The sequence below is a fragment of the Thalassospira sp. MCCC 1A01428 genome, assembly GCF_002115825.1.
Lineage (GTDB): Bacteria > Pseudomonadota > Alphaproteobacteria > Rhodospirillales > Thalassospiraceae > Thalassospira.
This window is the reverse complement of record NZ_JFJZ01000011.1, coordinates 90,709-115,220: the sequence shown is the minus strand read 5'-3', so window position 1 is coordinate 115,220 and position 24,512 is coordinate 90,709. Positions and strand designations below refer to the sequence as shown.

Here is a 24,512-nt window from a genome sequence, read left to right as displayed (position 1 = left end):
TGTGGGTAATGGGCAAAAGAATCGGCGTTTGACAAGTATTTGTTAAAAAATATCAGAATAAGGTTTATGACTAATCCTAATTTGGGTGTTGTTGCTGGCGTTATTTTGCCGATGCGATAGCGGTCACTGGCAAGCTGTGGGGGCGGTTTATGGCGACTTTTGTTGAACATCCTGGTGAGCCGGATTTTCTGCGTCGATTGATGCTGGATAATCCGTGGTGGGATGGCATCACTGATGATGTGGTTCATAATCTGCCGGAACGGGCATTTTTTAAGCGGTTCTGGAATGCGATTGAACGTGGCGACGGTGATAAGGCCGTTTTGTTAACCGGGCCGCGTGGTGTGGGCAAAACCGTGATGCTGCGTCAGGCCGTGTCGCAATTACTCGACGGCGATACCCCGCGCCGCCATGTCTGTTATGTTTCGCTGGAACATCCGTTATTTCTGGAACTTGATATTTCCCGGCTGCCGCGCCTGTTGCGGGCTTCGCGCGGGATTTCGGCCGATCATCCGTTATGGCTGTTTATCGACGAAGTATCCTATCAGCGCGACTGGGAGGCCCAGCTTGCCAAGTTGTTACAAGCCGACCCGATGTTGCGCGTGGTTGCCGTCAGTGCGCTGGCCCCTAATGCCGAAAATCGCAGCCATTTGACCACATTGTTTTTGCCCCCCTTCAGCTTTGCCGAATATTTGGGGCAGCAAGGCATTAAACCTGCCGATGTTTTGCCCGAACCGCCAAATGCGGGGCGCTTTACAACAGATGTGCCCGATGGTCTGATTGAATTAAACCGCCTGTTTGAAGATTACATCAACGAAGGCGGTTTTCATGATCGCAATGGCGAAGCCGGGGCCATTCATCGTTCCCTTCATTCCGATTTGCCCGGTTTGCATGGCATTTCCAGCCCGTCAGACCTGCATCGCCTGTTTGTTTTGCTGGCTTATAATACCGGGGCCGAATTTTCGATTGAAACCCTGGCGCGCGAACTTGACCTGGCAAAAAACACCCTGCGCCGGTATCTCGAATATCTGGAAAGTGCATGGCTGGTACGTCGGCTGGAACGGATCGATCAGGATGCCAAACCGTTTCAGCGCGCTGTTGCCTTTAAGGTACATCTGATTCACCCCGGTTTGCGAAGTGGCCTTATTGGTGGCCGCGCCGAAGGCGAAGATACCGTGACCCGGTTGGTGGAAACCGCCATTCAAACCCAGTTTCTGGCATCCAGTACGGGTATGGAAAGCCTGTTTTATGCGCGCTGGGGCCATTATGAAGTGCCGTTTGTATTTTTGGACCGCCGTAGTGGAACGCCGCTTTTTGCCTATCACTGTATGTGGCGCGACGATGCCATTCGCAAACCAAAGGAAGTTCGTGCGCTGGTGAATTTCAAAACCAGCCACGATTTGCCCTTGGGGGCATTTGTCCTTACCAAGGCTCAATGGCATGGCGGCAAGTTGGGCGGTGAACCCATGCGGTTTGAACCTGCCAGTGTATTGGCCCTGCGGATTGGACTGGAATTTTCACAGTTATAGGGCGCTGGCGTCGTTGGGTGTGGCTGGTCGTCGACCGGCACGTATTCTTAACACATGACGGGGGCGTCAAATGTATATCCTATTAACGGCAGGCCGGGTTTTAACTGGCACTGCCATGTTGTTGGCTGTTTTGTTGGTCTGTGCGGGAAATAAAGCACAGGCGCAGGTTGCATGTCCGGGGCAGGGGCATAGCAGCGGGGCTTATTCTATCAATCTTGAACATGTTTTTTGCGGCGAGGTGAATGCTAAAAACCGGTTTGTCGGTTTTCATTCACGCCCGGGGGCTGTTAACCCGGCAACCATTTCTGCCGTGAACGTGACGCCGGGTTCGGAAAATGCCAATGGCATTTATGATGCCACGGTTTTTTGGAATAGCGCCCGGGCCGGGGCTGCCAATCCTTCCAACCCGTCGAAGTTTTCAACCCTGTTCCCCGATGATTGCAGTCAAACCCAGATCGAGGAAACAATCACATATGCTGCCGATCATCTCGAGGCAGCCTGCCCGGCAGGGGCGCCGGGATGGACCAAATGCGGTTATAACCGGCCTGAACCATTACCGGTGGCTGATGCTGGAAAATATTGTGTTGGTAAAGATGCGTCATTGCGTTTCTCAGTCGCAATGGCGATATCGGGCACCGCAATTAATACAGCCTTTCCGATTAACGTCGCACCGTAACCTGCCGCAAGGCAGCTCCGTCTGGTGGCCAGGAAAACGCCGCCTTGCCGGAGCTGTCTTTTTCATTTGTTTAGGATTAAAATGCTGGCGTGTCGTTTGCCTCAACAGGAGGTTTTGATGGGTGAAGTATTAGGTGGGCCTTATTCTGCTGTACCGGACTGGCCGGGACGGGATGCAAGTAATGTTGGTCATGCGCGTATCACGGCATTTCTGGTGCTTGATATTCAACAGTCTCGTGAAAAGGCCGAATATGTTCGCGATCGCATCATAAATCAGCCTGTCCGCGCCGGGCAGAGCGGTGCAGAAGATGACATTGTGATGAATGCCTATAGCGTTACCATTGGTCCCGAAACCTCGGTTATTGAACCCGCCATTGATGATACCGGCGAGGACCCGGTTGTTGTGCGAACCCCTGACCTTCTTGCCGCGCTGGAGCGCCGGATTGCCGATATTGATACGATCCGGTTGGCACAGTAGGCGTGAAACGTGCTGCAGTGTACCAATAGTCGTTGAATTTTTAATTTGATTGCAGGCAAATGCTGTCCATAGTGAAAAGGCTGTGATTTCAGTCGGGGGACAGAAGCGGTGCGTGATCGGTGGTGGCATATAGGGGCACGGGCAGGCCAAATGGCGGCTTTGGGCCCTGTTTTGTTCGCAATTGTTTTTTTTGCATTTGCTGGTTGTGGTAAACCGGCCTTTTCGCAAACACAAAAACAGGCCGATCCGCTGCAGGTCTTTTTGCAGGCCTATATCACCCAGGCCGGATTGCCCGGCGCCGTTGTCGGTATTGCCTATCAGGATGGCAGCAGTCGTTTTGCCGCGGCAGGCTTGTCCCATGTCGCCCCAAGCCGGAAAATGCGTGGGGCGGAGCGGTTCTATATCGGATCTTTAACCAAGATGATGACGTCGGTCGTGATCCTGCAACTGGCATCCGAACAACGGTTAAAGCTGTCGGATCATCCGGCGCGTTGGCTGCCACCCGAATATGCCCAGTCCATCGCCAACGTCAAACAGGCTACCCTGATTGACCTTTTACATAACAGTTCCGGCATCCCCGATTATCTGGACGGTGATTTCTTTTTTGAACTGGTGGGGCGTGAACCCCGGCATGGATGGCGCAATGCCGAGCTTTTGCCGTTGATCGCCGATCGCGATCCCGTTTTTTCGCCTGGAAGCGAATATGCCAATTCCAACAGCAATTATATCTTGCTGGGCTATATCATCGAGCAGATCGAACAGGCCTCAATCGAGGAGGTTTTTGAAAAACGCATTTTTACTCCGCTGGAAATGGACGCGACCAGTTTTGGCAGTTTCCCGCGTGATGCTGATCTTGCGCGCGGATATGACGATGGCGATGGTGACGGGAATCTTGAAGACGTCACCGGTTATGATGTGGGCGACCATCTGGCTGATGGCGGGGTTGTTTCAACCGCGCGCGATATGCTGGCTTTTATCCGGGGGCTTTTTGTTGATGGTACCTTGTTGGGCCCCCAGGCAATTGAGCGCATGACAACTGATACCATGTTTGCCGGTAACGGGGCGTATGGCTATGGCGTTATGGTTGGGGAAAGCGACTGGGGGCCGGTTTGGGGGCATGATGGCACCTATTTTGGCTATAGTGCTGAAATATCGTGGTTTCCCAAGCAAAAAACAGCCATTGTTTTTCTAACCAATGGTCGGCCGCTAAATGATGTATCTCCTTTTACTCAGCAAATACTGCCTGCCATTTTTGGTAATCCCCTGCAATAAAGCAGTTTTACCGACGATTGCCTTCCGTGTAAGGGCCGGGTGCGGTGCAATAACGGGTGTTTGGTAAACGCATGCGTCCGGCGTGGCAAAGCCGTGTGGAATTTTACGAAATCCTGTTTTTCAAACCGGTTAATCTGTCTGTTCTTCCCCCCCCACACACGCCGATAGGTGAGCTACCACTCGGAAATCTCGGCTTTTGTATAATTCTGTCTTTGCACTGTAAGCAGTACGGCAGGCAGCCAGTGCATCAATCAGGTTCATTTGAGGGGGGGGGGGCGCTTTCCACAAACGCTTGTTGGTGCGCATTGGTGCCCGCAATGGTCGCGGCGGTAATAGAGCTTATCTGCAAATCCAGGGTTCGTTATGCCATGCGTTGATGGCATGCCTGATTGGAATTAAAATAGATAGGATTCAAACTAATTCAATGCTACCTTTTTTGCATGACAGATTTTGATCCCTTTTCCCAGCATTTGACCATTGGCAGCGCCCTGATTAACACAGCGCGAAAATGGCGTCGCGAGATCGACCATGCCCTGCAAGCGCACGGCTTGTCGCAAACCACGGCATTACCGTTGATTGTGTTGCATCGGCGCGGTGGCACCGTACGACAAGGCGCCATTGCCGAGGAAATTGGTGTTGAAGGCCCATCGCTGGTGCGTGTGATTGATGCGCTGGAGGCCGACGACATGGTGCGCCGTGTTGCCGACCCGTCAGACCGGCGGGCGAAAATGGTATCCCTCACCTCGCAAGGGGCGATCAAGGCAACCGAGATCGAGCAAATTCTGGCCCGTGTCCGCGATAACGTTACGGCTGAAATTGATGATGGCGACCTTGAAACCACCCTGAAGGTTCTAAAGCAGCTGCTGGCCAGATTGACCTGTCGCGAAGGCAAGGACCCGCAAGACAATAACGGTTAGGGGATGTGATGTTAAAAAATATTCTTGCCTCCCGGCCGGGACTGGATGACTGGTTGTTTTCGGCCAAAACCTTTGTTGCCGGTATGCTTGCCCTGTTTATTGCGCTGGCATTTGATCTGGACCGCCCGGTATGGGCGATGGCAACTGTTTATATCATTGCCAATCCGTTAACCGGGGTTTTGGCATCCAAGGCGGTATATCGCGTGGTTGGCACCATAATTGGCGCGGTTTTCGCCGTGGCGCTGGTGCCCAATTTGGTGGATGCACCGGTTTTACTGTCGTTGATGATGGCGGGTTGGGTTGGATTATGTCTGTATCTGTCGCGCCTTGACCGCACCCCGCGTAGTTATCTGTTTATGCTGGCGGGTTATACCGCTGCCATTATCGGTTTTCCCTGTGTTACCGACCCCGGCACTGTTTTTGACGTTGCTGTTGCCCGGGTCCAGGAAATCAGTCTGGGCATTATTTGTGCCACACTTGTTAGTCATGTGGTGTTTCCACGTCATCTGGGGCCTGTGTTGGCCGCAAGAATTGATCGTGCCTTGCAAGATGTGCGCGATCTTGCGGGTTTAAGTTTTGCCGGTGACCATGATGATGAAAAATTGCATGAGGACCGTATTAAACTGATTGCCGATATTGGCGAAATACATGGTCTTGCCGTTCATGTTGGTTATGAACGTTCGTCCCTGAACGGGATGACGCGTCCGTTGCAGGCATTGCAAAATGCCATGGCGGCTTTATTGCCATCCCTTTACAGCCTGCATGACCGGATCAATGCACTGGCGGCAACAGGTCCTGGCATCCCCCAAAATGTTGCCGTTCTGTTGCGCAGCATCGATACCTGGATACAGGATGGAAATGCCGATCCGTTTGACCGGACCCGGATTAACCGGTTGCACAACGATATTTCCGAATTGGCCCGCCATTACGAGGTTAATCGTAACTGGCATGATCTTCTGGTGATCAATCTGTGTGTGCGTTTGCATCGACTGATTGGTTTTTACGACGATTGCCAGTTGTTATGGGCTGGCATCCGCGAAGGGCGGGTTCCCCAAACGGTGGTGGACCGCTGGCGAGACCCGGGCGACAAAGCTTCGTTGCATGTGGATTATGGTTTGGCGTTACGCTCGGGCTTGACCGCGACCCTTGCGACATTGGCGGTCTGTTTGATCTGGGTTGAAACCGGTTGGCCCAATGGTTCTTCGGCCGCGATGATGGCCGCTGTCGGCACCAGTATATTGTCATTTCTCGATGACCCGGTACCCGCCCAAAAAGGCTTTATCACCTATACCCTGTTTTCGGTGGTGGTAACGCTGTTTTATGGCTATGCCGTGCTGCCTGCCATTGATGGTTTTCCGTTGCTGGTTGCCGTTTTTGCCCCCTATTTGCTGCTCATCGGCTTGCTGATCCCGTCACCCAAAACGTTTATCTTTGCGCTGCCAATGGCGGTTAATACGGTGATGTTGCTTAACATTTCCACCCGTTATAGCGGTAACTTTGCCAGTTCGATTGACGGGGCGGTGGCCATGGTTTCCGGCTTTGCTGTGGCGGCAATTGTAACGGCGATGATGCGCTCCATGACGCCGGATCATTCCATTCGCCGCCTGTTGCAGGCCAATTGGCGCGACCTTGCCAATCTGGCGCGGTTTGACCGTGTTGCCCCGCGTATGACAGTGCTGCGTCGCTTGCTGGATCGTCAGGGTTTGATCTTGCCGAAACTGGCCCTGGCCCCAAACCATCGGGGCCAGTTGATGCGCGCAATGCCGGAAGTCTCCATTGCGGCCAACCTGTTTGATTTGCGTCGGGTTCGCAAAGGGGTGAACGGCGATATCGCCGATCTGCTTGATCGTTTCCTGGGCGGGATGGCCAATCATTTTGACCTTAGAACCCATGATTTTGACCGTAAGCCCGACGCCGAGCTTTTAACCTTGCTTGACGAAATCCTGATGCAGGCAACCGCAGATCAACCGCAAGGACAGGACGTGTCGTGCCTTGCCGACGGCCTCGTTGGGCTGGTGGCATCACGGGACATGCGGAATGCGGCAAAACCGGCACAGATGGACATGGACCATAACTTTAAACGCAGGCTGGTGGTGTCGCTGGTGGCGATGCGCCGGGTGCTTGCCCGCAATGGCGAGCCCGATTTCGGACATGGTTTTCAGCGCATTACCCTGCCGTTGTCATGTGCGAATGACATTGTACCTGCAAGTCTGGAGGGACGGGCATGATCGGTGCGATGGTGGATTTATATGGTGTGTATTTACCGGGTTTTCTGGTGTTTGCGATTGCGGCGTGGTGCAGCCTGATTGTTCTGCGCAAGGTTCTGGTGCGGGTTGGTTTTTACCGCACCACATTCCATCCGGCCCTGATCGATCTGGCGCTGTTTGTATTACTGCTGGCCGGGATCACGGCGATTTTTGTTCGATAGGTGAATTATGAAAAAGTGGTTTTCATGGATCGGGCGGTTTGTGCTGTCCGGGGTTCTGGTCGCAGCTGCCGTGGTCGCAGGTATTCAGTTATGGGATTATTATATGAACGATCCCTGGACGCGTGACGGGCGTATCAGTGCCGATGTGGTGGCTATTGCCCCTGATGTATCGGGTTTGGTCAGCAAGGTGGATGTGACCGATAACCAGCAGGTCAAGGCGGGTGATTTATTGTTTGAAATCGATACTGCCCGGTTTGAAGTGGCTGTAAGCCAGGCGCAGGCCCGGTTAGATAGCGCTGTTGCGAGCAAGGACCAGGCCGCACGCGAAGTTGCACGTTATCGCAACCTTAGCAGTGATGCCGTTTCACGCCAGAAAAAGGAACAGGTGCGTACGGCGTTGGCAACGGCCAATGCTGCTGTCGAACTGGCGAAGGCAGACCTTGACCTGGTGAAACTGAACCTGAAGCGTACCAAAGTCCGCGCCCCTGTTGACGGCACATTGACCAACTTTTCAATGCGACCCGGCAATTATGTGGGGGCGGGCAATGCAATTGCCGCACTGATTGATGCGAATTCCTATTATGTTGCCGGGTATTTTGAAGAAACCAAATTGCCGCGCATTGCCATTGGCGACCGTGTCGAGGTGCAGTTAATGGGGGAAGAACACCCCATTTACGGCCACGTCGCCAGCATTTCAGCCGGTATTCAGGATAGCGAACGCACAGGTGCCACCGGCAGCCTGGCCAATATTAAACCTACATTTAGCTGGGTGCGCCTTGCACAACGTGTACCCGTGCGCGTTACATTGCAGGATGTTCCCGCCGATGTGCGGCTGGTTGCCGGGCGGAGCGCGACCGTTCGTGTGATAGAGGATGGCAAAGATATCATAAGCAGCAAGGGTGAACGCCTGAGTAAGCTGTTTTAATGGCGCTTGTTAATTGGATAGCAAAACAGCCCTGAAAATAATTCAGGGCTGTTTTGTTAGCATTTTTCGTTAGTTACGAAAGATAACGGAGGCACGCCTGTTCTGGGTTTTTGGCATTAATCGCCAATATTGCCCAAAAGCGACGGGGTGCCAAATTCCATCATGCGGGCATTTGAATGTTCAAAATAGCTGGTCCAGAAATCGCGCAGAATTTTAAGCTGCGCGGATGACCAGTAACTGCCATCCGGGGCATAGCCACCACCGATGACGTAAACCCTGGCCTGTTGCCAGTCACCAATCGCCCCGGCTTGTGCATAGCTTTCAAAATGGGCGTCGGTATTGGCTTTTTCCAGGTTTCCCGCCTGATAGAATGACAGCAGATCGGAATTTTCGATCATGTCCGAAATCACAACCAGGTACTTATCGGCAATGTCGGATGCCCCGGCCAGATTACGCGAGATATTGGCAAGGTTCCCCATCAATTCGGTGTGGGGTAATTCAGTGCTGGCATCGCCAAATGCCTTTAACAAAGCCTGCCCCAGTGCTTTTTTGGCAAGCAGGGCCTGTTTCTTCTGGCAAGCATCAAGCAGGGTTAGTGTTTTTTTGGAAATGTCATAGCGAACGTCATTTTCCAACGGCGTATCGACCTGTGCATTAATCAGAACCGATGCATAGCGCCCGGCAGCATTGGCCGAAAAGGTCACGACATGATAGGCGGTGCCAGGTTCGACAAAATCCTGCAATTTTCGATAGGCATCTTCTTGCAGCTTTTTGTCAAATATCAGGGTCTGATCCACAACAATATACAGGTCGCGCGACAGCCTGGGCGTTTCAACATCGTTGATGCGAACCTGGTCGTAACAACTGCCAATTTTCGCACTTCCTGCCTGTACCGGGGAAATCAGGGCAAGCGACGAGGCGGCAATTGCGAGCATCGCCAGACCTGTGCGGGTAAAGCTGTTTAATTGTCTGGCCATTCTGTCCTCCGTTCCGGCGTTGACATTAGTTTTCCGTGCCTTCTTCCCGGAGCAGACGGGCATACATTTCTTCTTCTGTTTCTACAGGTTTGGCTTTTTTTTCTGCTTCTTCGCGGGCCTTCTTTTCGGCCATTTCCTGTTTGATCTTTGCGCGTAGACGTTGCTCCATTTGCTCGGCTGTTTCCATCGGCGCTACCGGTGTCGCGTTTTCCACCGGGGCAGATGTCGCCGGTTCGCTTGGTGCGACAGGTGCCGTGCTGGTTGCTGCTGCTTCACGGCTTTGCGCGTGCGTGTTGCGGGTTACAGCTTCGTGGGCCTGGCGCGCATGATAGCTTTTATCTTCGCTTTGGTAATAATGTTCCATGAAGTGGCGATCGGCGGAAAATTGCAGAATGTCACGATGGGTTTTGTCAACGCCGGTGGCGGCTGCATGTTCGGTCAGGCGCGATTGCAGGTTCGTCAGGTGTTTTTGGGCAATGCGGGCAATGGCATCGCGTTTGCGTTCAAACCAGCTTTCATAGGCAACCCGGCTGGAAAATTTGCCAATGATCCGGCGGGCTTCACTGCTTTCCTTGCCGGCAAAACCGGTTTTAAAACCAATGCCGATCCCCATGATCTGAATCAGGATAAACAGGGCCGCCAAAATGGCATAGGTTGACAAATTTGCGGCATCCCGTGCGCCTTCGCGTTCCTGCGAGGCTTTTTGATCGGCATTTTGTTGCGGCTGGGCCAGCAGGTCGGGCAGGGCATCATCGTTGGACATAAGATCGCCCAGCGAAAAGGTGTTGTCGGCTGCAGGGGCACCGGTGGTTTCGGCAGTTTTTTCCTGCTTGTATGTTTCATAGCGCACATAGGTAGCCGTGCAGGCAACGCCGATAATGGCAATGACGGCAACAATCGTCCAGATCGGGGTACCCTTGGTTACCGTTGCATTGGTGTCAAGCCGATGCAGGATTTGCAGATAGGCGGGATCATCATCATCAAGATGATCATTTTCCAAAGTTGTCTTGTTGGTGCGGCCCATCAGATTGGGGCGGTCGGGGTTGCTGTCGTGGTTCCACCAGGTTCGAACCTTGCCGATAAGCCCACGTTTGTGGAGCTCATGACCCGCCTGGTGGGTGAAAAACACCAGGACGCAGGAAATCAGGAACGCAATGCCAAACGCCCCCTGAACCTGTAACTTCTCGCTGGCACCGGGCAGGGTATAGCCCGACAGCACATAGGCAAAACCCAGGGCCTCGATAAACACCATGGCAATCAGCAACAGGCGCATGCCAATGCCCAGTTCGTTGCGGCCCAGTTCCTGTACTTTGCCCAGATAGCTTTTGGCTTTGTCATACATGTCGGGATCAGCCGCAATTTTGCGAATGTCACCGGCGAAGTCTTCACACAGGGTCCGCTCGGAGGCAAACCAGCCGTCACGGCGGATATTGAGATCCTTTGACAGGCGCCGGGTTTTGCCAATAAACGGCATGCTGTAAAATGTACTTTTGGCAAACAGTTTTACTTCGTCCCACCAGTTCAAAAGCAAAACCACCAGCACAATTGTCAGAACCACAATCGAGATAAGTTCGCGGTAGGCGAGAACAAAGGCGTAAATTTCGTCAAGCATCGATTAATTCCCCGAATTCCCCAAAATCATTTTGCTTTTTCAAGACCGATGTCACGGGCATAGACATGACCATCCCTGTCATAATAAATGCGGCCTTCGGCGGTGCCGAACGGGTCCTTGCGCGAAAAAAGCACATCCATGCAGCGCACAGGCCAGGCATCCCCATCCATAAATACCCGATACATCACCCCGTCTGTTCCAACATAGGACCTGGCATGGCCGATGGTTTTAATGGCCGGTTTCTGGTCGCCTTTTTTATAGTTTTCAAACACGAAGACGTCCGGGTCCCCGTCGACTGATCCGCCGTTTTGCAAAACGGCAACTTTGGTCAGCCCGACCAGGTGATTGTTTACCGTATCGTACCAGCTGGTCGAATACAGGGCGGGTAAATAATCGGCTGTTTCGTGAACCGGGCGATCATTTGCAAGCGACATAACAGCCCCGACCGGGCGATAGGTATCTTCAATACAGGCAATATTTGTTGGCAGCGTAGTTTCCGATGCCTTGGCCGACCCCAAAGGCCAAAGCGATGACAGAACACCTTCGTCTTCTTTATCAGGCAAACCGGCTTTGCCCGATAATGTGTTGGGCATGGTTTCGGCAGGTTTGCCACCAAAATCAATGCCATGCCCGGATTTCGCAACCTGATAGCCCGGTTTGGTCATGGCTTCCTGCGAGGCAGGGGGCGTGCTTTGCGCTTTGGGCGTGGTTTTTTGCGGTGAAGTTGATTTTTTGGGCGGGGCAGGTGCTGTAATCGGTTCATCTACATCTGCCGGGGCCTGATTGACCTTTACGCGCTCGGGCAATGTCGGGTCGGTCTCGGTCTGGTTGGCAAATGCCATGATGGCTTCGCGGGTTTCAAGCTCGATAATTTGTACGCGGCGATTTTGCGCCTTGCCCGTCTCGGTGGTGTTGCTGGCGATCGGCTGGTCTTCTCCGGCACCTTTGTAGAAGATGCGGTTTTTATCGACACCTTCCTGTTCAAAAATGCGGCCAACGGTACGCGCACGGCGTTGCGACAGGTCCAGATTTAGCGCCCGGCTGCCGGTGCTGTCGGTGTGACCGACAATCAGGATATTGCGGTCTGTACCCCGGAACGTGTCGGCAATTTTGTGCATATCCCTGTTGGCGGCCGGCGAAAGGTTGTCGTCGCCGCTGGCAAACATGCCGCTGTTATCCACGGTGACCAGCAAGCCTTCCGAGGTTTTGCTGTTGCTGGCATCGGGATTGGCCCAGGTTGATCCGGTCGGAACATTCACCCGCGCAATGCCCATCCGGGTTTCGCGCAGTTCCTTTTGCACAGCAGCAAGCTTTTCGCAGCGACTGGTTAAATAGGATTGAAGGCCCTTGCCAGCCAATGCCCCGGCAGCGCCGCCTGCGACCGTGGCGATACCCCGGTTTTTGCCCCCGACCAAAAGCCCCAGCCCGGCTCCCAGCAATGCGCCGCCAATAACATATCCAGCCTCGTTAAATTGGCAGGCGCCATTCTGGTCCGGCTGCACATTTAAAAAGGATGGCGCTTGCTGGTTGGCACATCCGGCAAGCAAGCTGGTTGTACACAGTGCTGCAATGGTATTGCGAACGCAGTTTTTGCGCATGGGACCCCCTGTATCCACAGCCGGTTTGACCGTGTCTGACAACAATATCATTTCTTTTTACGAAGGCATCCCTGTCTTCGCAAGCTATGGAAAAGGCGATTGGGAAAATAAATATCCCGTTGAGAGGAAATCACTTTTTCCGATATCAGTATAATCTGGTATGGCGGTTAGAATATCACCCGAAAAGTGTACCCTCGCCTACTGATTGTGTGGTGAATATAAAAATACGACTTGCCGCATCGCAGCAAAATTTGGTAATTTTGTTAAAGTTTGGTTGTCTTATTTTATACTAAAGTTACAAATCAGGGGCTTTTAGATGGCTGTTTCATCGCGTCCGCGTCGATCCGTTTTATATATGCCTGGTTCCAACGCGCGGGCCCTGGAAAAGGGACGGGCTTTGCCGGCGGATGGTCTTATCCTTGATATTGAAGATGCTGTCGCCCCCGACTCCAAAGCCGTGGCGCGTGAACAAATTATGGCCGCCCTTGATCAGGGAGGATATGGCCCGCGCGAAATACAGGTGCGGGTGAATGGCCTGAATACCCCGTGGGGCTATGACGACATTGTTGCTACGGCACGCAGCAAGGCCGATGCCATTTTGTTGCCCAAGGTCGAAAGCCCGGAAACCATTCGTCAGGTCGCGGCGATCATGCAGGCCGAAGGGGCGCATGACAACATGCGTATCTGGTGCATGATGGAAACGCCGCTAGCGATGCTAAACGCCCGTGAAATTGCCGGGGCGCATCCGTTATTGGGCGGGTTTGTGATGGGCACATCCGATTTGGCCAAGGATTTGAACTGTGCCCACACGCGCGATCGCCTGCCCATGATCACAAGCCTTGGTCTGTGTATGCTCGCCGCGCGGGCTTATGGTCTTGCCATTCTTGATGGTGTTCATCTTGATCTGTCTGACGATGAAGGTTTTGACGCATCCTGTGTACAAGGTCGCGAACTGGGCTTTGACGGTAAAACCCTGATTCATCCCAAAACCATTGCTGCTGTAAATAAAGCCTTTGAACCAAGCGAGACCGAGGTGGCCTGGGCACGCAAAATTATTGCGGCCCATCAGGATGCCGTTGGGAAGGGACAGGGGGTTGTGGTGGTTGATGGAAAATTGATTGAAAATCTGCACGTGGTGAGTGCGCAGCGCCTTGTTGCTCTTGCCGATCAAATCGCAGCAATGGCAACCACCTGAATTGTCGGGAAGCCGGGGTTATACCATAATCCTGTTGATTGAAGCCGATCAACAAGGTCTTCGTCTGGCAGGCATACTCGTTGATCCCCTTTTGTGTGGCACAGGCCATGCGGCGGTGTTGTGTTTAACCGGTCCTTAATGCGTTATTTCCATAGAGAGCCGGGGTTATTTGCTGTCGCGAAGGTGTGTCGAATTGGCTTAATGCGCAGGTGTCTTGCGTAGGGAACAAGGAATTTTCGGTGATGATCTCCAAAAATAATCCTGGCAATTATTTCGAGGATTTCCATCTCGGGCAGGTGCTACGCCATGCTACTCCGCGCACCATTACCGCGGGGGATGTCGCCCTTTATACCGGGTTATATGGTCCACGTTTTGCCGTTCAATCCTCGGCTGAATTTGCCGGTGCCATTGGTTTTCGAGGGGCCCCGGTCGACGATTTGCTGGTGTTTCATATGGTTTTTGGCAAAACCGTGCCCGATATATCGTTAAATGCGGTGGCCAATCTGGGATACGCGGGCGGGGTGTTTGGTGCCCCGGTATATGCGGGGGATACCGTTAGTACCGTGTCACGTGTGATTGGCTTAAAAGAAAATTCAAACGGTAAAACCGGGGTTGTTTACGTTAATTCGGTCGGGTCGAATCAGCATGGTGAAATGGTGGTGGATTATAACCGCTGGGTCATGGTGCATAAAAACAATATTGATGCCCCAGCACCTGTCACCGCTGTGCCAGACCTGGCCGCGACGGTTGATGCTGCCCATTTTCGGATGCCGGTTGGGCTTGATCTGGCCGGATATGATTGTGAATTGGCCGGTGCCCCCCATTACTGGGAAGATTATGAGGTTGGCGAAAAGATCGACCATGTGGATGGCATGACGATTGAAGAAGCCGAACATCAGATTGCGACCCGGTTGTATCAGAATACCGCCAAAGTGCATTTTGATCAGGTTGCCGCCAATAAGGGCCGGTTTGGCAAGCGGCTGATTTATGGCGGGCATATCATGTCGCTGGCCCGGGCCTTGTCCTTTAACGGGCTGGGCAATGCCTTTAAAATTGTGGCTATCAATGGCGGCAGCCATGCCAACCCCGCTTTTGCCGGTGATACGGTGTTTGCCTGGTCCGAAATTGTCGACAAAATCAGCCTTGCCGGGCGCGATGATGTGGGCGCACTGCGCGTAAGGCTTGTTGCAGTGCGCAACCGTGGCGCGACGGAATTTGTGCTACGCGATGAAGCCGGAAAATATGACTCCGCCGTGTTACTGGATTTTGACCATACTGTTTTGATCCCAAAGCGCACTTGATCCGTAAAAAGAATAAAATTTCGCAATGACACCTGTTTTGGTGCGTTACAGCATCATATATCTCCGACTAAGGGGGATATTGCCTTGCGTTCAACTATATGAAACAAATCTAAAACAACGGTAGAAATGGCGTTAATTCGCAGATTTCTCTGGTTTTCAAAGGCGTTGAGATTGACTTACCCCCTGTGCGTGGGTAAATAATCCCTGCTTTCCCGCCAGCTATTTGAGAAGAGGCAATTCCGTTATGAGCAAAGCCAATCGGCCGCTGTCTCCCCACCTTCAGGTGTACAGGCTCCCGCTGACGGCCAAAATGTCCATTTCGTTCCGCATCATGGGCATTGGCCTTGCCATTGGTTTCGTATTCCTGGCGTCGTGGCTTATCGCCGCTGGCGCCGGTCGGGATACGTTCGAGGGCTATCAGGCATTTTTCACCTCGTGGTTTGGTCTGTTGCTGCTGTTCGGCTGGACAGTGGCGTTTTACTATCACGCCTGCAACGGTCTCCGGCACCTCGTCTGGGATACCGGTCGCGGCCTGTCGAATGAAGGGGCGGCAAAGTCCAACCCGATCGTTCTTGGCGCGGCAGTCGTGCTGACCATCATCACCTGGATTATCGGTCTGGTTTGATCCAGGCAAATGGGGACAAGGTTGTTATGAAGATGCAATCCGATCTGGGCCGTGTACGCGGTCTCGGTTCCGCCAAAAGCGGCTCTTCGCACTGGTGGGCGCAACGCGTCACCGCTGCGGCGAACCTGCCGCTGGGACTTTGGTTTATCTATTCGATCCTTGCTGGCCACACGGCATCATTCGATGCAGTCCGGGCCTGGCTGAGCAGTTATTTCCACGCAACCATGATGGTCCTTCTGGTCATCTCTGTTGCCTGGCATTTCGTTCTCGGCCTGCAAGTTGTGATCGAAGACTATGTGCATAACCGTAAAGCAGAAATTGTTTCGATGTTGCTGATCCGCGCCCTGGCGGTCTTTATGACCGTTGCCGCGATTATTTCGGTGCTGCGAATCGTTTTTGCCGGAGCCTGAGCAATGACAGAATCCTATAAAATTATTGACCATAACTACGATGTTGTCGTTATGGGTGCCGGTGGTGCTGGTCTTCGCGCTACATTGGGCACGGTTGAGGCCGGTTTGAAAACCGCCTGCATCACCAAGGTCTTCCCGACCCGTTCACACACTGTTGCCGCCCAGGGTGGTATCGGTGCGTCGCTGGGCAATATGTCGGAAGATCACTGGCAGTGGCACATGTACGACACCGTCAAGGGGTCGGACTGGCTGGGTGACCAGGATGCCATCGAATATATGTGCCGCAATGCGGTGCCCGCTGTTCATGAACTTGAACATTACGGCATGCCGTTTTCGCGTACCGCCGAAGGCAAGATTTACCAGCGCCCGTTTGGTGGTCACACCCGCGATCACGGCAAGGCCCCGGTTGAACGTGCCTGTGCCGCGGCTGACCGTACCGGTCACGCCATGCTGCACACGCTTTACCAGCAGTGCCTGAAGCACAAGGCTGAATTCTTTGTTGAATTCATCGCCATTGATTTGATCATGGATGAAGATGGCACCTGCCGCGGTCTGGTGGCATGGGATCTTGATACCGGCATCATGCACCGTTTCAACGCCAAGATGACCATTCTGGCATCGGGCGGTTATGGCCGTGCCTTCTTTAGCTGCACCTCGGCTCATACCTGCACCGGCGACGGTCATGGCATGGTGGCCCGTGCGGGCCTTGGTCTTCAGGATATGGAATTTGTTCAGTTCCACCCGACCGGCATTTATGGTTCGGGCTGCCTGATCACCGAAGGCGCACGCGGCGAAGGCGGCTATCTGACCAATTCCGAAGGCGAACGTTTCATGGAACGTTATGCCCCGACCGTGAAAGACCTGGCATCGCGTGACGTTGTATCGCGCGGGATGGCACAGGAAATTCGCGATGGTCGTGGTGTTGGCGAACATGGCGAATATATCCATTTGCATCTTGAGCATCTGGGGTCGGAAGTCCTGTGGGAACGCCTGCCGGGTATTACCGAAACCGCCAAGATTTTTGCCGGTGTTGATGCGACCAAGGAACCGATCCCGGTTCTGCCGACGGTCCATTACAATATGGGTGGTATTCCGACCAACTATAAGGGCGAAGTCCTGAACCCGACGGCAGATGACCCCAATCGTATTGTGCCGGGCCTGATGGCGGCTGGTGAAGCTGCCTGTGTTTCTGTTCACGGTGCGAACCGTCTGGGCACGAACTCGCTGCTTGACCTGGTTGTGTTTGGTCGTGCGTGCGGCATGCATGCTGCCGAGGTTGTTGACGCGAAATCGTCCTTCAAGGAACTTAAAGCCAGCGATGGCCAGACAGCCCTTGACCGCTTTGATCGTTTGCGCTGGGCCAAGGGTGCCCGTCCGACGGCGGAAATCCGCCTCGAAATGCAAAAGGTCATGCAGGGTAATTGCGGCGTGTTCCGTACTGCCGAAATCCTGGGTGAAGGTGTCGAAAAACTTGCCAAAACAGCAGCAACCCTTGGGGATGTTTCTGTTTCGGACCGTTCATTGATCTGGAATTCGGACCTGGTGGAAACCATGGAGCTGGAAAACCTGATGGTTTGCGCAGCATCAACCATGAATTCCGCCGAGGCGCGCCATGAATCCCGCGGGGCGCACGCGCACGAAGATTATCCCAAGCGCGACGACGAAGTCTGGATGAAGCACACGATTGCCAAGGTTGCCTGGGACAACAACTATGGCGTTGATCTCACCTATCGGCCGGTTAACAGCTTCACCCTTACCGACGAAGTTGAGTATATCGAGCCGAAGGAACGCGTGTATTAAGGCGCGGACAGAGAGGATTTGAGAGATGGCTGAATTCAAGCTTCCCGCCAATTCGGTCGTGCAGGACGGTAAATCGTTTTCTGCACCGGCGAATGCGAAGAATACCCGGAAATTCAAGATCTATCGTTATGATCCGGATTCCGGCGATAACCCGCGCACCGATACCTACGAACTTGACCTTGATGCCTGCGGCCCGATGGTTCTGGACGCGCTGATCAAGATCAAGAACGAAATCGACGCGACCCTGACTTTCCGTCGCTCCTGCCGTGAAGGTATTTGCGGTTCCTGTGCGATGAATATTGACGGCCGTAACACGCTGGCCTGTCTGAAACCGATCGAAGACATTAGCGGTGATGTTAAAATCTATCCGTTGCCGCATATGCCGGTGGTCAAGGATCTGGTGCCCGACCTGTCACAGCCTTATGCCCAGCTCGCCTCGATCGAGCCGTGGCTGAAGGCCGACAGCCCGACCCCGCCGGACGGGGAACGTCTGCAGTCTCGTGAAGAACGTGCCAAACTTGACGGTTTGTGGGAATGCATTCTGTGCTTTTCCTGCTCTACCGCATGTCCGTCTTACTGGTGGAACTCTGATCGTTACCTTGGCCCGGCTGTTCTGTTGCAGGCCTATCGCTGGCTGGCTGACTCGCGGGATGAATATACTGGCGAACGTCTTGATATGCTTGAAGACCCGTTCCGTCTGTATCGTTGCCACACGATCATGAACTGCACCAATACCTGCCCGAAGGGGTTGAACCCGGCACTGGCGATTACCGAAATCAAAAAAATGATTGCGGAACGCGGCGCTTAATCACGGTAGATCAGAAGATATCGCAATTCATTTTGCGTAAAACAAATGCCGCCGGATTTTTTCCGGCGGCATTTGTGTTTTTCGTGGCAAATGTTGGTTTGCCCGATGTCGTTTGTAAAAGGCAATTAAGCCGAGAGTTTTTGCGCAACGTTTACGAAATTATCGATATAGGTTTGCAGGAAGGCCCTGGTGTCCTCAATGGCGATGCTGCCATCTTCTGCGATCAGGTCGGGTTTAAACGCAATGTACGCTTCGCCGCCCATTACCAGCCCGCCCAGAATACCCATGATCTGGCGTAAATGCTGCTGGCCGACGGCAGTGCCGATGGCACCGGGTGACGTGCCGGTAATGGCTGTTGCCTTGCCACGCCATACGTTTTTATCCATCGGTTTGGAGCCCCAGTCGATGGCGTTTTTCAAAACAGCGGGGATTGACCGGTTATGTTCAGGCGTAACCAGTAATACCGCATCGCAGGCGGCGACTTCGGCGGTAAACCGGTTCACCGCGTCGGGGCGGTTGCCTTCCAGGTCCATGTTATACATTGGCAAATCATCAATCTGTACCAGCGATGCCTCAACGCGGTCGCCCGCAAGTTTCACCAGTGCATTTGCCAGTTTTCGGTTGATTGAATCTTTGCGGTTACTGCCAACGATGACAGCCAGTTTGATCGACGCCATGGTTTCTCCTTGTTTAAGCCGCTGCCATCCGAGATCGCCAAATTTTGGCTGTGATGGCAGGTTGAAGTCAGGTAATTATTTGTAACCTACATATATATCGGCAAATGGCTTTTCCTCAATAAGGCACACCTATGTTACCAGCTTCCTTCATCCCGACCGACCCCGCAGACGATCATTTGCCAGATACCTGTCGCGGGGTAAGCGGTGTGTTATCGCGGGTTGGCGATAAATGGAGCGTCCTTGTCGTTCGGTTGCTGGGTGATGGCCCGGTGCGCTTTAGTGACCTGCATCGCCGTATTGGCGGCATTTCAAAACGAATGCTGACATTAACCCTGCGCAATCTGGAACGTGATGGCCTGGTTACACGTCATGTGACGCCGGGTAAGTCCCCACGGGTTGATTACAGCCTGACCCCGCTGGGGCAATCATTATGGCAACCGGTTATGGCGCTTGCCGATTGGGCAATTGCCCATAAATTTGAAATTCAGCACGCACGTCAGCAATTTGATTTGAACGCACAAGACAGCTAAGGCGGCATCTCTGATATCAAATGGATATAGATGGCCCGAAAATGTGCCCGGCCCCATCTGATGATGGGGCCGGGTGGTGCATTGTTGGCGTATGGCAGAAATGCCTGCGGCCTGTGTTTTCCATGACATTGTTTCGCCTATGCCATAATGGCAGGCATAAACTAGCTGTTAGACCATTTCGTCTGTTTGAAGCCGCCAAATACGGCGCCAAACGCATCAAGTTCCGATCCAGACCTGCCGGTAAAACCAACCAGAAACATGCCATCGGGAAAGGTGAAGTTGAAAACGCCACCGCCGCCGCCACCGCCATCGAGGGTGGTGCCATTGGCAGCTGTAAAGCTGAGATGGTCTATTTTAGAGCCCGCACGACCGGAAATAGCAGTGACCGGGACAGATTCGGAAAGTTCCAGCGGACCAACCGCGCTACCGCCACCGCCGCCATGGACGGTTTGCCATTTTTGCCCGGAACCGTTGTTATAGGTGACTTTCAGGGCATCAACCCGTGCCCCGGCGCGCAATTCAATGGCCGTTATATGGGTGTGATTGCTGATGCCGTTAATCGTGTCGACATCATCAAACGGGCTGCCGCCACCGCCGCCTTCCATCGTGCTATAGGAATAATAGGTCACCAGTTGCGGGGTCCCATGATCAAGTGCCGGAAGGCTCGGTTTTTCATAGGGGGTGACTGGATCTGTCAGGTAGGCTTCCATTTGGGCAGAGATTTTGTCAAGGTCATCGCCGGTTTCCACATCGACACTGGCCAGTTTTGGGTCAAACTCCTGCCAGTCAAAATCGCTACCACGATAGAATTCGTAGGTATCAATGATCCGGTCTGTTTGATCTTGCAAATCAGACAGCTTGGTTGCGCTTGCTGTCAGGCCAACGGTGAATTCGTCGCCGGTAAAATACAGTCGATTGCGCTCAATGGCGTCAAATGCCTGATTGATAACCTTGGTATAGCTCCAGACGTCGAAGCTGTTAATGACCGGTGCGTCGAGTGTCAGTGACGGAAAGGCCAGGGCATAGGCGACAAAATCGTCCTGGGTTGGCAGAGACGGGTTGCTGATTCCGGTTAGAACCTGTTTGAAGCTGTAACTGACCGTGGTTGATTTGGTGAAACTGTCTAGCGATGTTTGCAGGCTGGCACTGGCACTTACCCCGTTATAAATGCCTGATGCCGATAATTCGGTATTAAGTGATTCCTGTTCTTCGCGGGACTGGCAGTAAAAAACATAAGTGCCATAATATTCACCGCCCGTATTGACGCTTTGTAAAAAGCAGTCGCCGTAGGATTTGAAAAATTGCGTAGCTTCGGCATTGTTGGTTGGTGTCGCAACACCGTCAAGCATTCGCAAATTGGATATAATGCTTTCGGAACTAAGTGTTTTTGATGCCGAAACCATGATTACGATGCTGTAGGTGGTTATTTCCAGGCTGTGGTAATAATCCACCTTTGTCGAACCCGATGCGACCGGGCCGTAGCTTGCAGTCAGGGATGCCTGAATTTCCATGCTGGTGGCAACTTTTTCAGCGCTGCTGGTGACAAGAACATCAACAGACGATCGCGCGCCCGATTTGGTGGTGTCACCGGTTACCGCCTGCAAATAGGTCCTGCCCGAAACGGTACTGTAACCCTGAAAAATCGTAGACGGATTATTACTGGCCATTCAAGCCTCTTGGATTAATACGAATTTCATCGTATTATAGTTGTTTTATTTTACCATCATAAAATTTTAAGTTGTCATTTTTGTTGCTAAAATTTAATGATATCCGCCAGGTTTGGTATTGAATGAAATGGCGCGCCGCATAAAAAAACACCACCTTCAAGCGGGTTAGATGATTTTGTGGTGATGTTTTCGTCGCATTTTTCCAACCGTTCTGCCCTGATGTGGTCGCAGTTTTGATTTTTAGTCTTCCGGGGCCGGTGGCGGGTTGTTTGTGGCCACCTCATGCGCAGAGGCCCTGCGCAATACGACATGGAAAGATATAGATGGTAAACAGGCTGATGTGGTTGTTCCCGCTAAGCGGCGGGCTTTATGGTTGGGCGTTGTGGTATTTGCTTGACCATTTTGACGAACACAGCCTGTATGCCCCGTCATTGCTGGTTTTCATCATTGTGGCGGCGTATTGCTGCTGGTTTGCAATCGGGGTTCGCAAACTGTGGGGCGATATCCTGTTTTCGGTGCTGGTTTCCGGGCTGGCTGCCGGGCAAGTTGCCGTTTTTCAGCATTTGGTCGGGTTCGACCATGTTGAGGATACCACAGTTGGCGGTTTAATTGCCGCCCAGGCTGTTTGGGTTGCGCTGGTTGTGGCGATCTGGCGCAGCACATTGCAGCCATTGCCAGTGAAACCAGGTGATGCCTCGCTGTTTCAGGAACAGGGTGTTACGAACGATCCTGATCATGATGACAGTGGTCAATCTGTGGATGCCTCGTACCCATTGATCAGGGTTTCCCAAATCGGCCCGCAAATCTGGAACATCAAGCTATCGCTTTCTTTTGGCGTCGTGGCGATTGGCGTGTTTTGGGTCATGGCCTATTTGCTGGCAATTCTGTTTAATCTTGTCGGTTTCACCGCCTTTATGGATTTTCTTGAAACCGGGCTGGGTGGCTCCGTCCTGTCGGGGGCGGCCTTTGCCACCGGTATTATGCTAACCCGTGAAAAACCATATCTCTTGCGCGCCGTCCGTCAGGTGTTGGGCACCCTGTACCGGTTTTTTTATCCCTTTCAGGCATTCGGGGTTTTTCTATTTTTATTATTGGGGGCGCTTGGGGGCTGGGAACAGCTTTTGGGGCAGGATACCAGTATCTGGCTGGTGGTAACTTCGGCCTCGCTTTGGCTAAGTTATTTACTGTTCGGGGCGATACAGTCGGGTACGAAAACAACATTGTTTGGTCGTTGGGGTGATTTTGTTTTTCGCTATACCCTGTGGATGGCCCCTCTTTGTGCGTTGCTGGGCATTGGGACGATATGGGTGCGTGTCGATGATTACGGGCTGACCCCCCAACGCATTTATGGTTCCTGGATCGTGGTTGCCGTGCTGGTTGCCACGCTTTGGATTATGCGTGCAGGCATGACGCGTGGCGATGGCATGATCATTGCCTTGCAACGGGCGTTCGGCCATGTCGCCATTGGTGCGACCATCTGTGCATTTTTAATCCATCTGCCGTGGCTTGACCCGGTAAGTATCGCTGCACGTAACCAGCAGGACCGGCTATTGCACATCGAAGATATAAACCAGTCCGACCTGGCCTTTATGGCGCAACAACTGGGCAAGCCTGGTGAACAGGCCATTACGGACCTAAAGCAGGTTTACCCTGACACCGTGCCAGAGTTGGCCGAATTGCGTTTGATGCCCACAATCTTAAAACAGCGGCGGGATTCAGCCGTTGATGAAATTCCGGTCTTTCCCGAGGATCAACCTTATTCGCGCGATGCCCTGTCGCAAATGATGGATAAGGATTTGCAATTTGATCGTCAGTTTTGCAAAGAGGATGGCTTATCTGAGCAGGCCGCCAAAGCACAAAACAAATGTGCCTTGCTGATTATTGATATGGATGGCGACGGGGTGGATGAAGCTGTGTTTTTCTCGCTCAGGCCTGTTGCGGCGATGTTAAAATACCGCCCTGAGGAAAAGGACTGGGTAAAGGTGCGCGATTTGTATCTGGCAAACGGTAAGGCCAGTATCGATATCATAGACCAGTTAAAACAGGGTGATTTCAAACCGGAGGTCCCCGCATATTCCGACTTATCCGTGGGGGGAATACTTTGGGAACAAAGCCGTTAACATGACGCGACGGGTTTTTGCTATGATTGTTAAGTGGCCTGACCTATTGGTTGGGTATCAGGATTATCGTTAAGGGAGGCCGCACACCATGCCGATAAATTTCCGACATGTGATTGTTAGCGTCGCATTTTTGGGGCTGGCCGCGTGTGGAGACACCGCGCCAAAATGGGAACCCCAGGACATGATGGGCGGCCCGGCCGAGCAAACCAGCCTTGATAGTGCCTATGCGGGGATGGTTGATTTCAAGGCAATGGCAACCGATGACAGCGGCAAGGCATTTTCCGCCGGGCCGAATGCCACGGTTGTGGGCGCGGGGCAGCAGGCGCTGGCGATGTGCCAAAATGGCGGAGGTGCCAATTGCAAGGTATCGCGGTTGGGCCTGACATCGATCGATGGGCTGGACCAGCAAGGCGTTGCCGATGTGATTAAATCGTATAACGACACCCTGACGGCCGAAGCCGCACAGGCGGCCAAAGCCGGAAACATCGAAGCCGCTAACTGGTTAGCCTATCATTACGCCACAAAGGGCGAAAACCTGATGGAGGCCGAAAGGCTGATTAAAATGGCGATGCAGGTACAGCCGGAAAATCCGTCGATTCAGGATACATATGGGCTGATCCTGTATAAACAGGGCGACTATGCCGCCGCCGAGGAAGCCCTGATCAAGGCCAACAAGGCCGCGCCGATTGCCGAACATCTGGCCCATTTTGCCGATAACGCCGTGGCAATGGGCAAACGCGATATGGCCCGTGTTGCCTATCAGCGCGCATTAAATGCCAATCCCGATCCCGTATTGTCCCAGCGTATTCAAAAGCAGCTTTTGGCCCTGGATATGGGCGTTGGTGCCGCCCAACAGTGATGTGATGGCGTGTTAATCAATAGTGATGCCTGTCTTTTGCCGCCGCTCAAAGGGCGTTGGCAGCCCTGCGATGCCAACATGCTATTTACCGCCAGGGTTTCGCATGTTGTGG

General features: G+C 53.0%; 22 protein-coding genes. 17 read left to right on the top strand and 5 right to left on the bottom strand.

The features are described 5' to 3' along the window. Positions 1-149 precede the first annotated feature (149 nt). The 8 genes from THS27_RS11400 to THS27_RS11365 all read left to right on the top strand — a co-directional run bounded on the left by THS27_RS11400 (position 150) and on the right by THS27_RS11365 (position 8,221). Positions 150-1,526: an ATP-binding protein gene (locus THS27_RS11400; protein WP_085590904.1), complete on the top strand. Its 1,377-nt coding sequence runs from the start codon at positions 150-152 to the stop codon at positions 1,524-1,526. Between the two features lie 70 nt (positions 1,527-1,596). Then, positions 1,597-2,202, top strand: coding sequence for an EndoU domain-containing protein (locus tag THS27_RS11395; protein WP_085590902.1), 606 nt, complete (start codon positions 1,597-1,599; stop codon positions 2,200-2,202). Between the two features lie 117 nt (positions 2,203-2,319). After that, positions 2,320-2,679 carry a hypothetical protein gene (locus THS27_RS11390; RefSeq protein WP_085590900.1) on the top strand — a complete coding sequence of 120 codons (360 nt, stop codon included), beginning with the start codon at positions 2,320-2,322 and terminating at the stop codon, positions 2,677-2,679. A gap of 150 nt (positions 2,680-2,829) precedes the next feature. Next, the gene (locus THS27_RS11385) at positions 2,830-3,951 is read left to right on the top strand and encodes a serine hydrolase (protein ID WP_085590898.1); all 1,122 of its coding nucleotides are present in this window, start codon (positions 2,830-2,832) and stop codon (positions 3,949-3,951) included. 440 nt (positions 3,952-4,391) lie between these two features. Next, positions 4,392-4,868: a MarR family winged helix-turn-helix transcriptional regulator gene (locus tag THS27_RS11380; RefSeq protein WP_085590896.1), complete on the top strand. Its 477-nt coding sequence runs from the start codon at positions 4,392-4,394 to the stop codon at positions 4,866-4,868. Between the two features lie 8 nt (positions 4,869-4,876). Next, on the top strand, positions 4,877-7,096 hold the full coding sequence (locus THS27_RS11375; RefSeq protein WP_085590894.1) for an FUSC family protein: 2,220 nt from the start codon (positions 4,877-4,879) through the stop codon (positions 7,094-7,096). After that, positions 7,093-7,296, top strand: coding sequence for a DUF1656 domain-containing protein (locus tag THS27_RS11370; protein WP_085590892.1), 204 nt, complete (start codon positions 7,093-7,095; stop codon positions 7,294-7,296). The genes THS27_RS11375 and THS27_RS11370 overlap by 4 nt, the downstream gene beginning before the upstream one ends. 7 nt (positions 7,297-7,303) lie before the next feature. Continuing rightward, positions 7,304-8,221, top strand: coding sequence for an HlyD family secretion protein (locus tag THS27_RS11365; RefSeq protein ID WP_085590890.1), 918 nt, complete (start codon positions 7,304-7,306; stop codon positions 8,219-8,221). Between the two features lie 116 nt (positions 8,222-8,337). Here THS27_RS11365 and THS27_RS11360 read toward each other — a convergent pair whose 3' ends face one another. The 3 genes from THS27_RS11360 to THS27_RS11350 are packed head-to-tail and all read right to left on the bottom strand — an operon-like array spanning position 8,338 to position 12,408. After that, a complete protein-coding gene (locus THS27_RS11360) occupies positions 8,338-9,198 on the bottom strand; it encodes a hypothetical protein (RefSeq protein WP_085590888.1) in 861 nt (286 codons plus the stop codon). Positions 9,199-9,223: 25 nt separating this feature from the next. Continuing rightward, positions 9,224-10,810, bottom strand: a complete 1,587-nt coding sequence (locus tag THS27_RS11355) for a hypothetical protein (protein ID WP_085590886.1) — start codon at positions 10,808-10,810, stop codon at positions 9,224-9,226. Between the two features lie 26 nt (positions 10,811-10,836). Next, positions 10,837-12,408: an OmpA family protein gene (locus tag THS27_RS11350; RefSeq protein ID WP_168184874.1), complete on the bottom strand. Its 1,572-nt coding sequence runs from the start codon at positions 12,406-12,408 to the stop codon at positions 10,837-10,839. A gap of 316 nt (positions 12,409-12,724) precedes the next feature. On the opposite strand from THS27_RS11350, the gene THS27_RS11345 reads away from it, so the two are divergent. From THS27_RS11345 to THS27_RS11320, 6 genes are all read left to right on the top strand, one after another. Next, positions 12,725-13,603 carry a CoA ester lyase gene (locus tag THS27_RS11345; RefSeq protein WP_085590882.1) on the top strand — a complete coding sequence of 293 codons (879 nt, stop codon included), beginning with the start codon at positions 12,725-12,727 and terminating at the stop codon, positions 13,601-13,603. Between the two features lie 242 nt (positions 13,604-13,845). Continuing rightward, positions 13,846-14,904, top strand: a complete 1,059-nt coding sequence (locus tag THS27_RS11340) for a MaoC family dehydratase (RefSeq protein ID WP_085590881.1) — start codon at positions 13,846-13,848, stop codon at positions 14,902-14,904. A 244-nt stretch (positions 14,905-15,148) separates the two neighbouring features. Further along, positions 15,149-15,529 carry a succinate dehydrogenase, cytochrome b556 subunit gene (gene sdhC / locus THS27_RS11335; RefSeq protein WP_085590879.1) on the top strand — a complete coding sequence of 127 codons (381 nt, stop codon included), beginning with the start codon at positions 15,149-15,151 and terminating at the stop codon, positions 15,527-15,529. Positions 15,530-15,561: 32 nt separating this feature from the next. Continuing rightward, a complete protein-coding gene (sdhD, locus tag THS27_RS11330; protein WP_246832936.1) occupies positions 15,562-15,939 on the top strand; it encodes a succinate dehydrogenase, hydrophobic membrane anchor protein in 378 nt (125 codons plus the stop codon). A gap of 3 nt (positions 15,940-15,942) precedes the next feature. After that, positions 15,943-17,739: a succinate dehydrogenase flavoprotein subunit gene (gene sdhA / locus THS27_RS11325; RefSeq protein WP_085590877.1), complete on the top strand. Its 1,797-nt coding sequence runs from the start codon at positions 15,943-15,945 to the stop codon at positions 17,737-17,739. A gap of 25 nt (positions 17,740-17,764) precedes the next feature. Further along, positions 17,765-18,547 (top strand): succinate dehydrogenase iron-sulfur subunit, encoded by a 783-nt coding sequence (locus THS27_RS11320; RefSeq protein ID WP_085590875.1) that lies wholly within the window; start codon positions 17,765-17,767, stop codon positions 18,545-18,547. Positions 18,548-18,672: 125 nt separating this feature from the next. Here the strand turns inward: THS27_RS11320 and THS27_RS11315 are convergent, their stop codons facing one another. Then, the gene (locus tag THS27_RS11315; RefSeq protein WP_085590873.1) at positions 18,673-19,224 is read right to left on the bottom strand and encodes an NADPH-dependent FMN reductase; all 552 of its coding nucleotides are present in this window, start codon (positions 19,222-19,224) and stop codon (positions 18,673-18,675) included. A 131-nt stretch (positions 19,225-19,355) separates the two neighbouring features. On the opposite strand from THS27_RS11315, the gene THS27_RS11310 reads away from it, so the two are divergent. After that, complete coding sequence (locus tag THS27_RS11310) at positions 19,356-19,754, top strand: helix-turn-helix domain-containing protein (protein WP_085590871.1); 399 nt, start codon at positions 19,356-19,358, stop codon at positions 19,752-19,754. A gap of 161 nt (positions 19,755-19,915) precedes the next feature. Here THS27_RS11310 and THS27_RS11305 read toward each other — a convergent pair whose 3' ends face one another. Beyond that, the gene (locus THS27_RS11305) at positions 19,916-21,421 is read right to left on the bottom strand and encodes a jacalin-like lectin (RefSeq protein ID WP_085590869.1); all 1,506 of its coding nucleotides are present in this window, start codon (positions 21,419-21,421) and stop codon (positions 19,916-19,918) included. A gap of 323 nt (positions 21,422-21,744) precedes the next feature. Here THS27_RS11305 and THS27_RS11300 point away from each other — a divergent pair, with 323 nt between their 5' ends. Further along, entirely contained in the window at positions 21,745-23,541 is a 1,797-nt protein-coding gene (locus THS27_RS11300) for a DUF4153 domain-containing protein (RefSeq protein ID WP_085590867.1), read from the top strand. An 88-nt stretch (positions 23,542-23,629) separates the two neighbouring features. Then, positions 23,630-24,400, top strand: coding sequence for a hypothetical protein (locus tag THS27_RS11295; protein ID WP_085590865.1), 771 nt, complete (start codon positions 23,630-23,632; stop codon positions 24,398-24,400). The last annotated feature ends 112 nt before the right edge of the window (positions 24,401-24,512 follow it).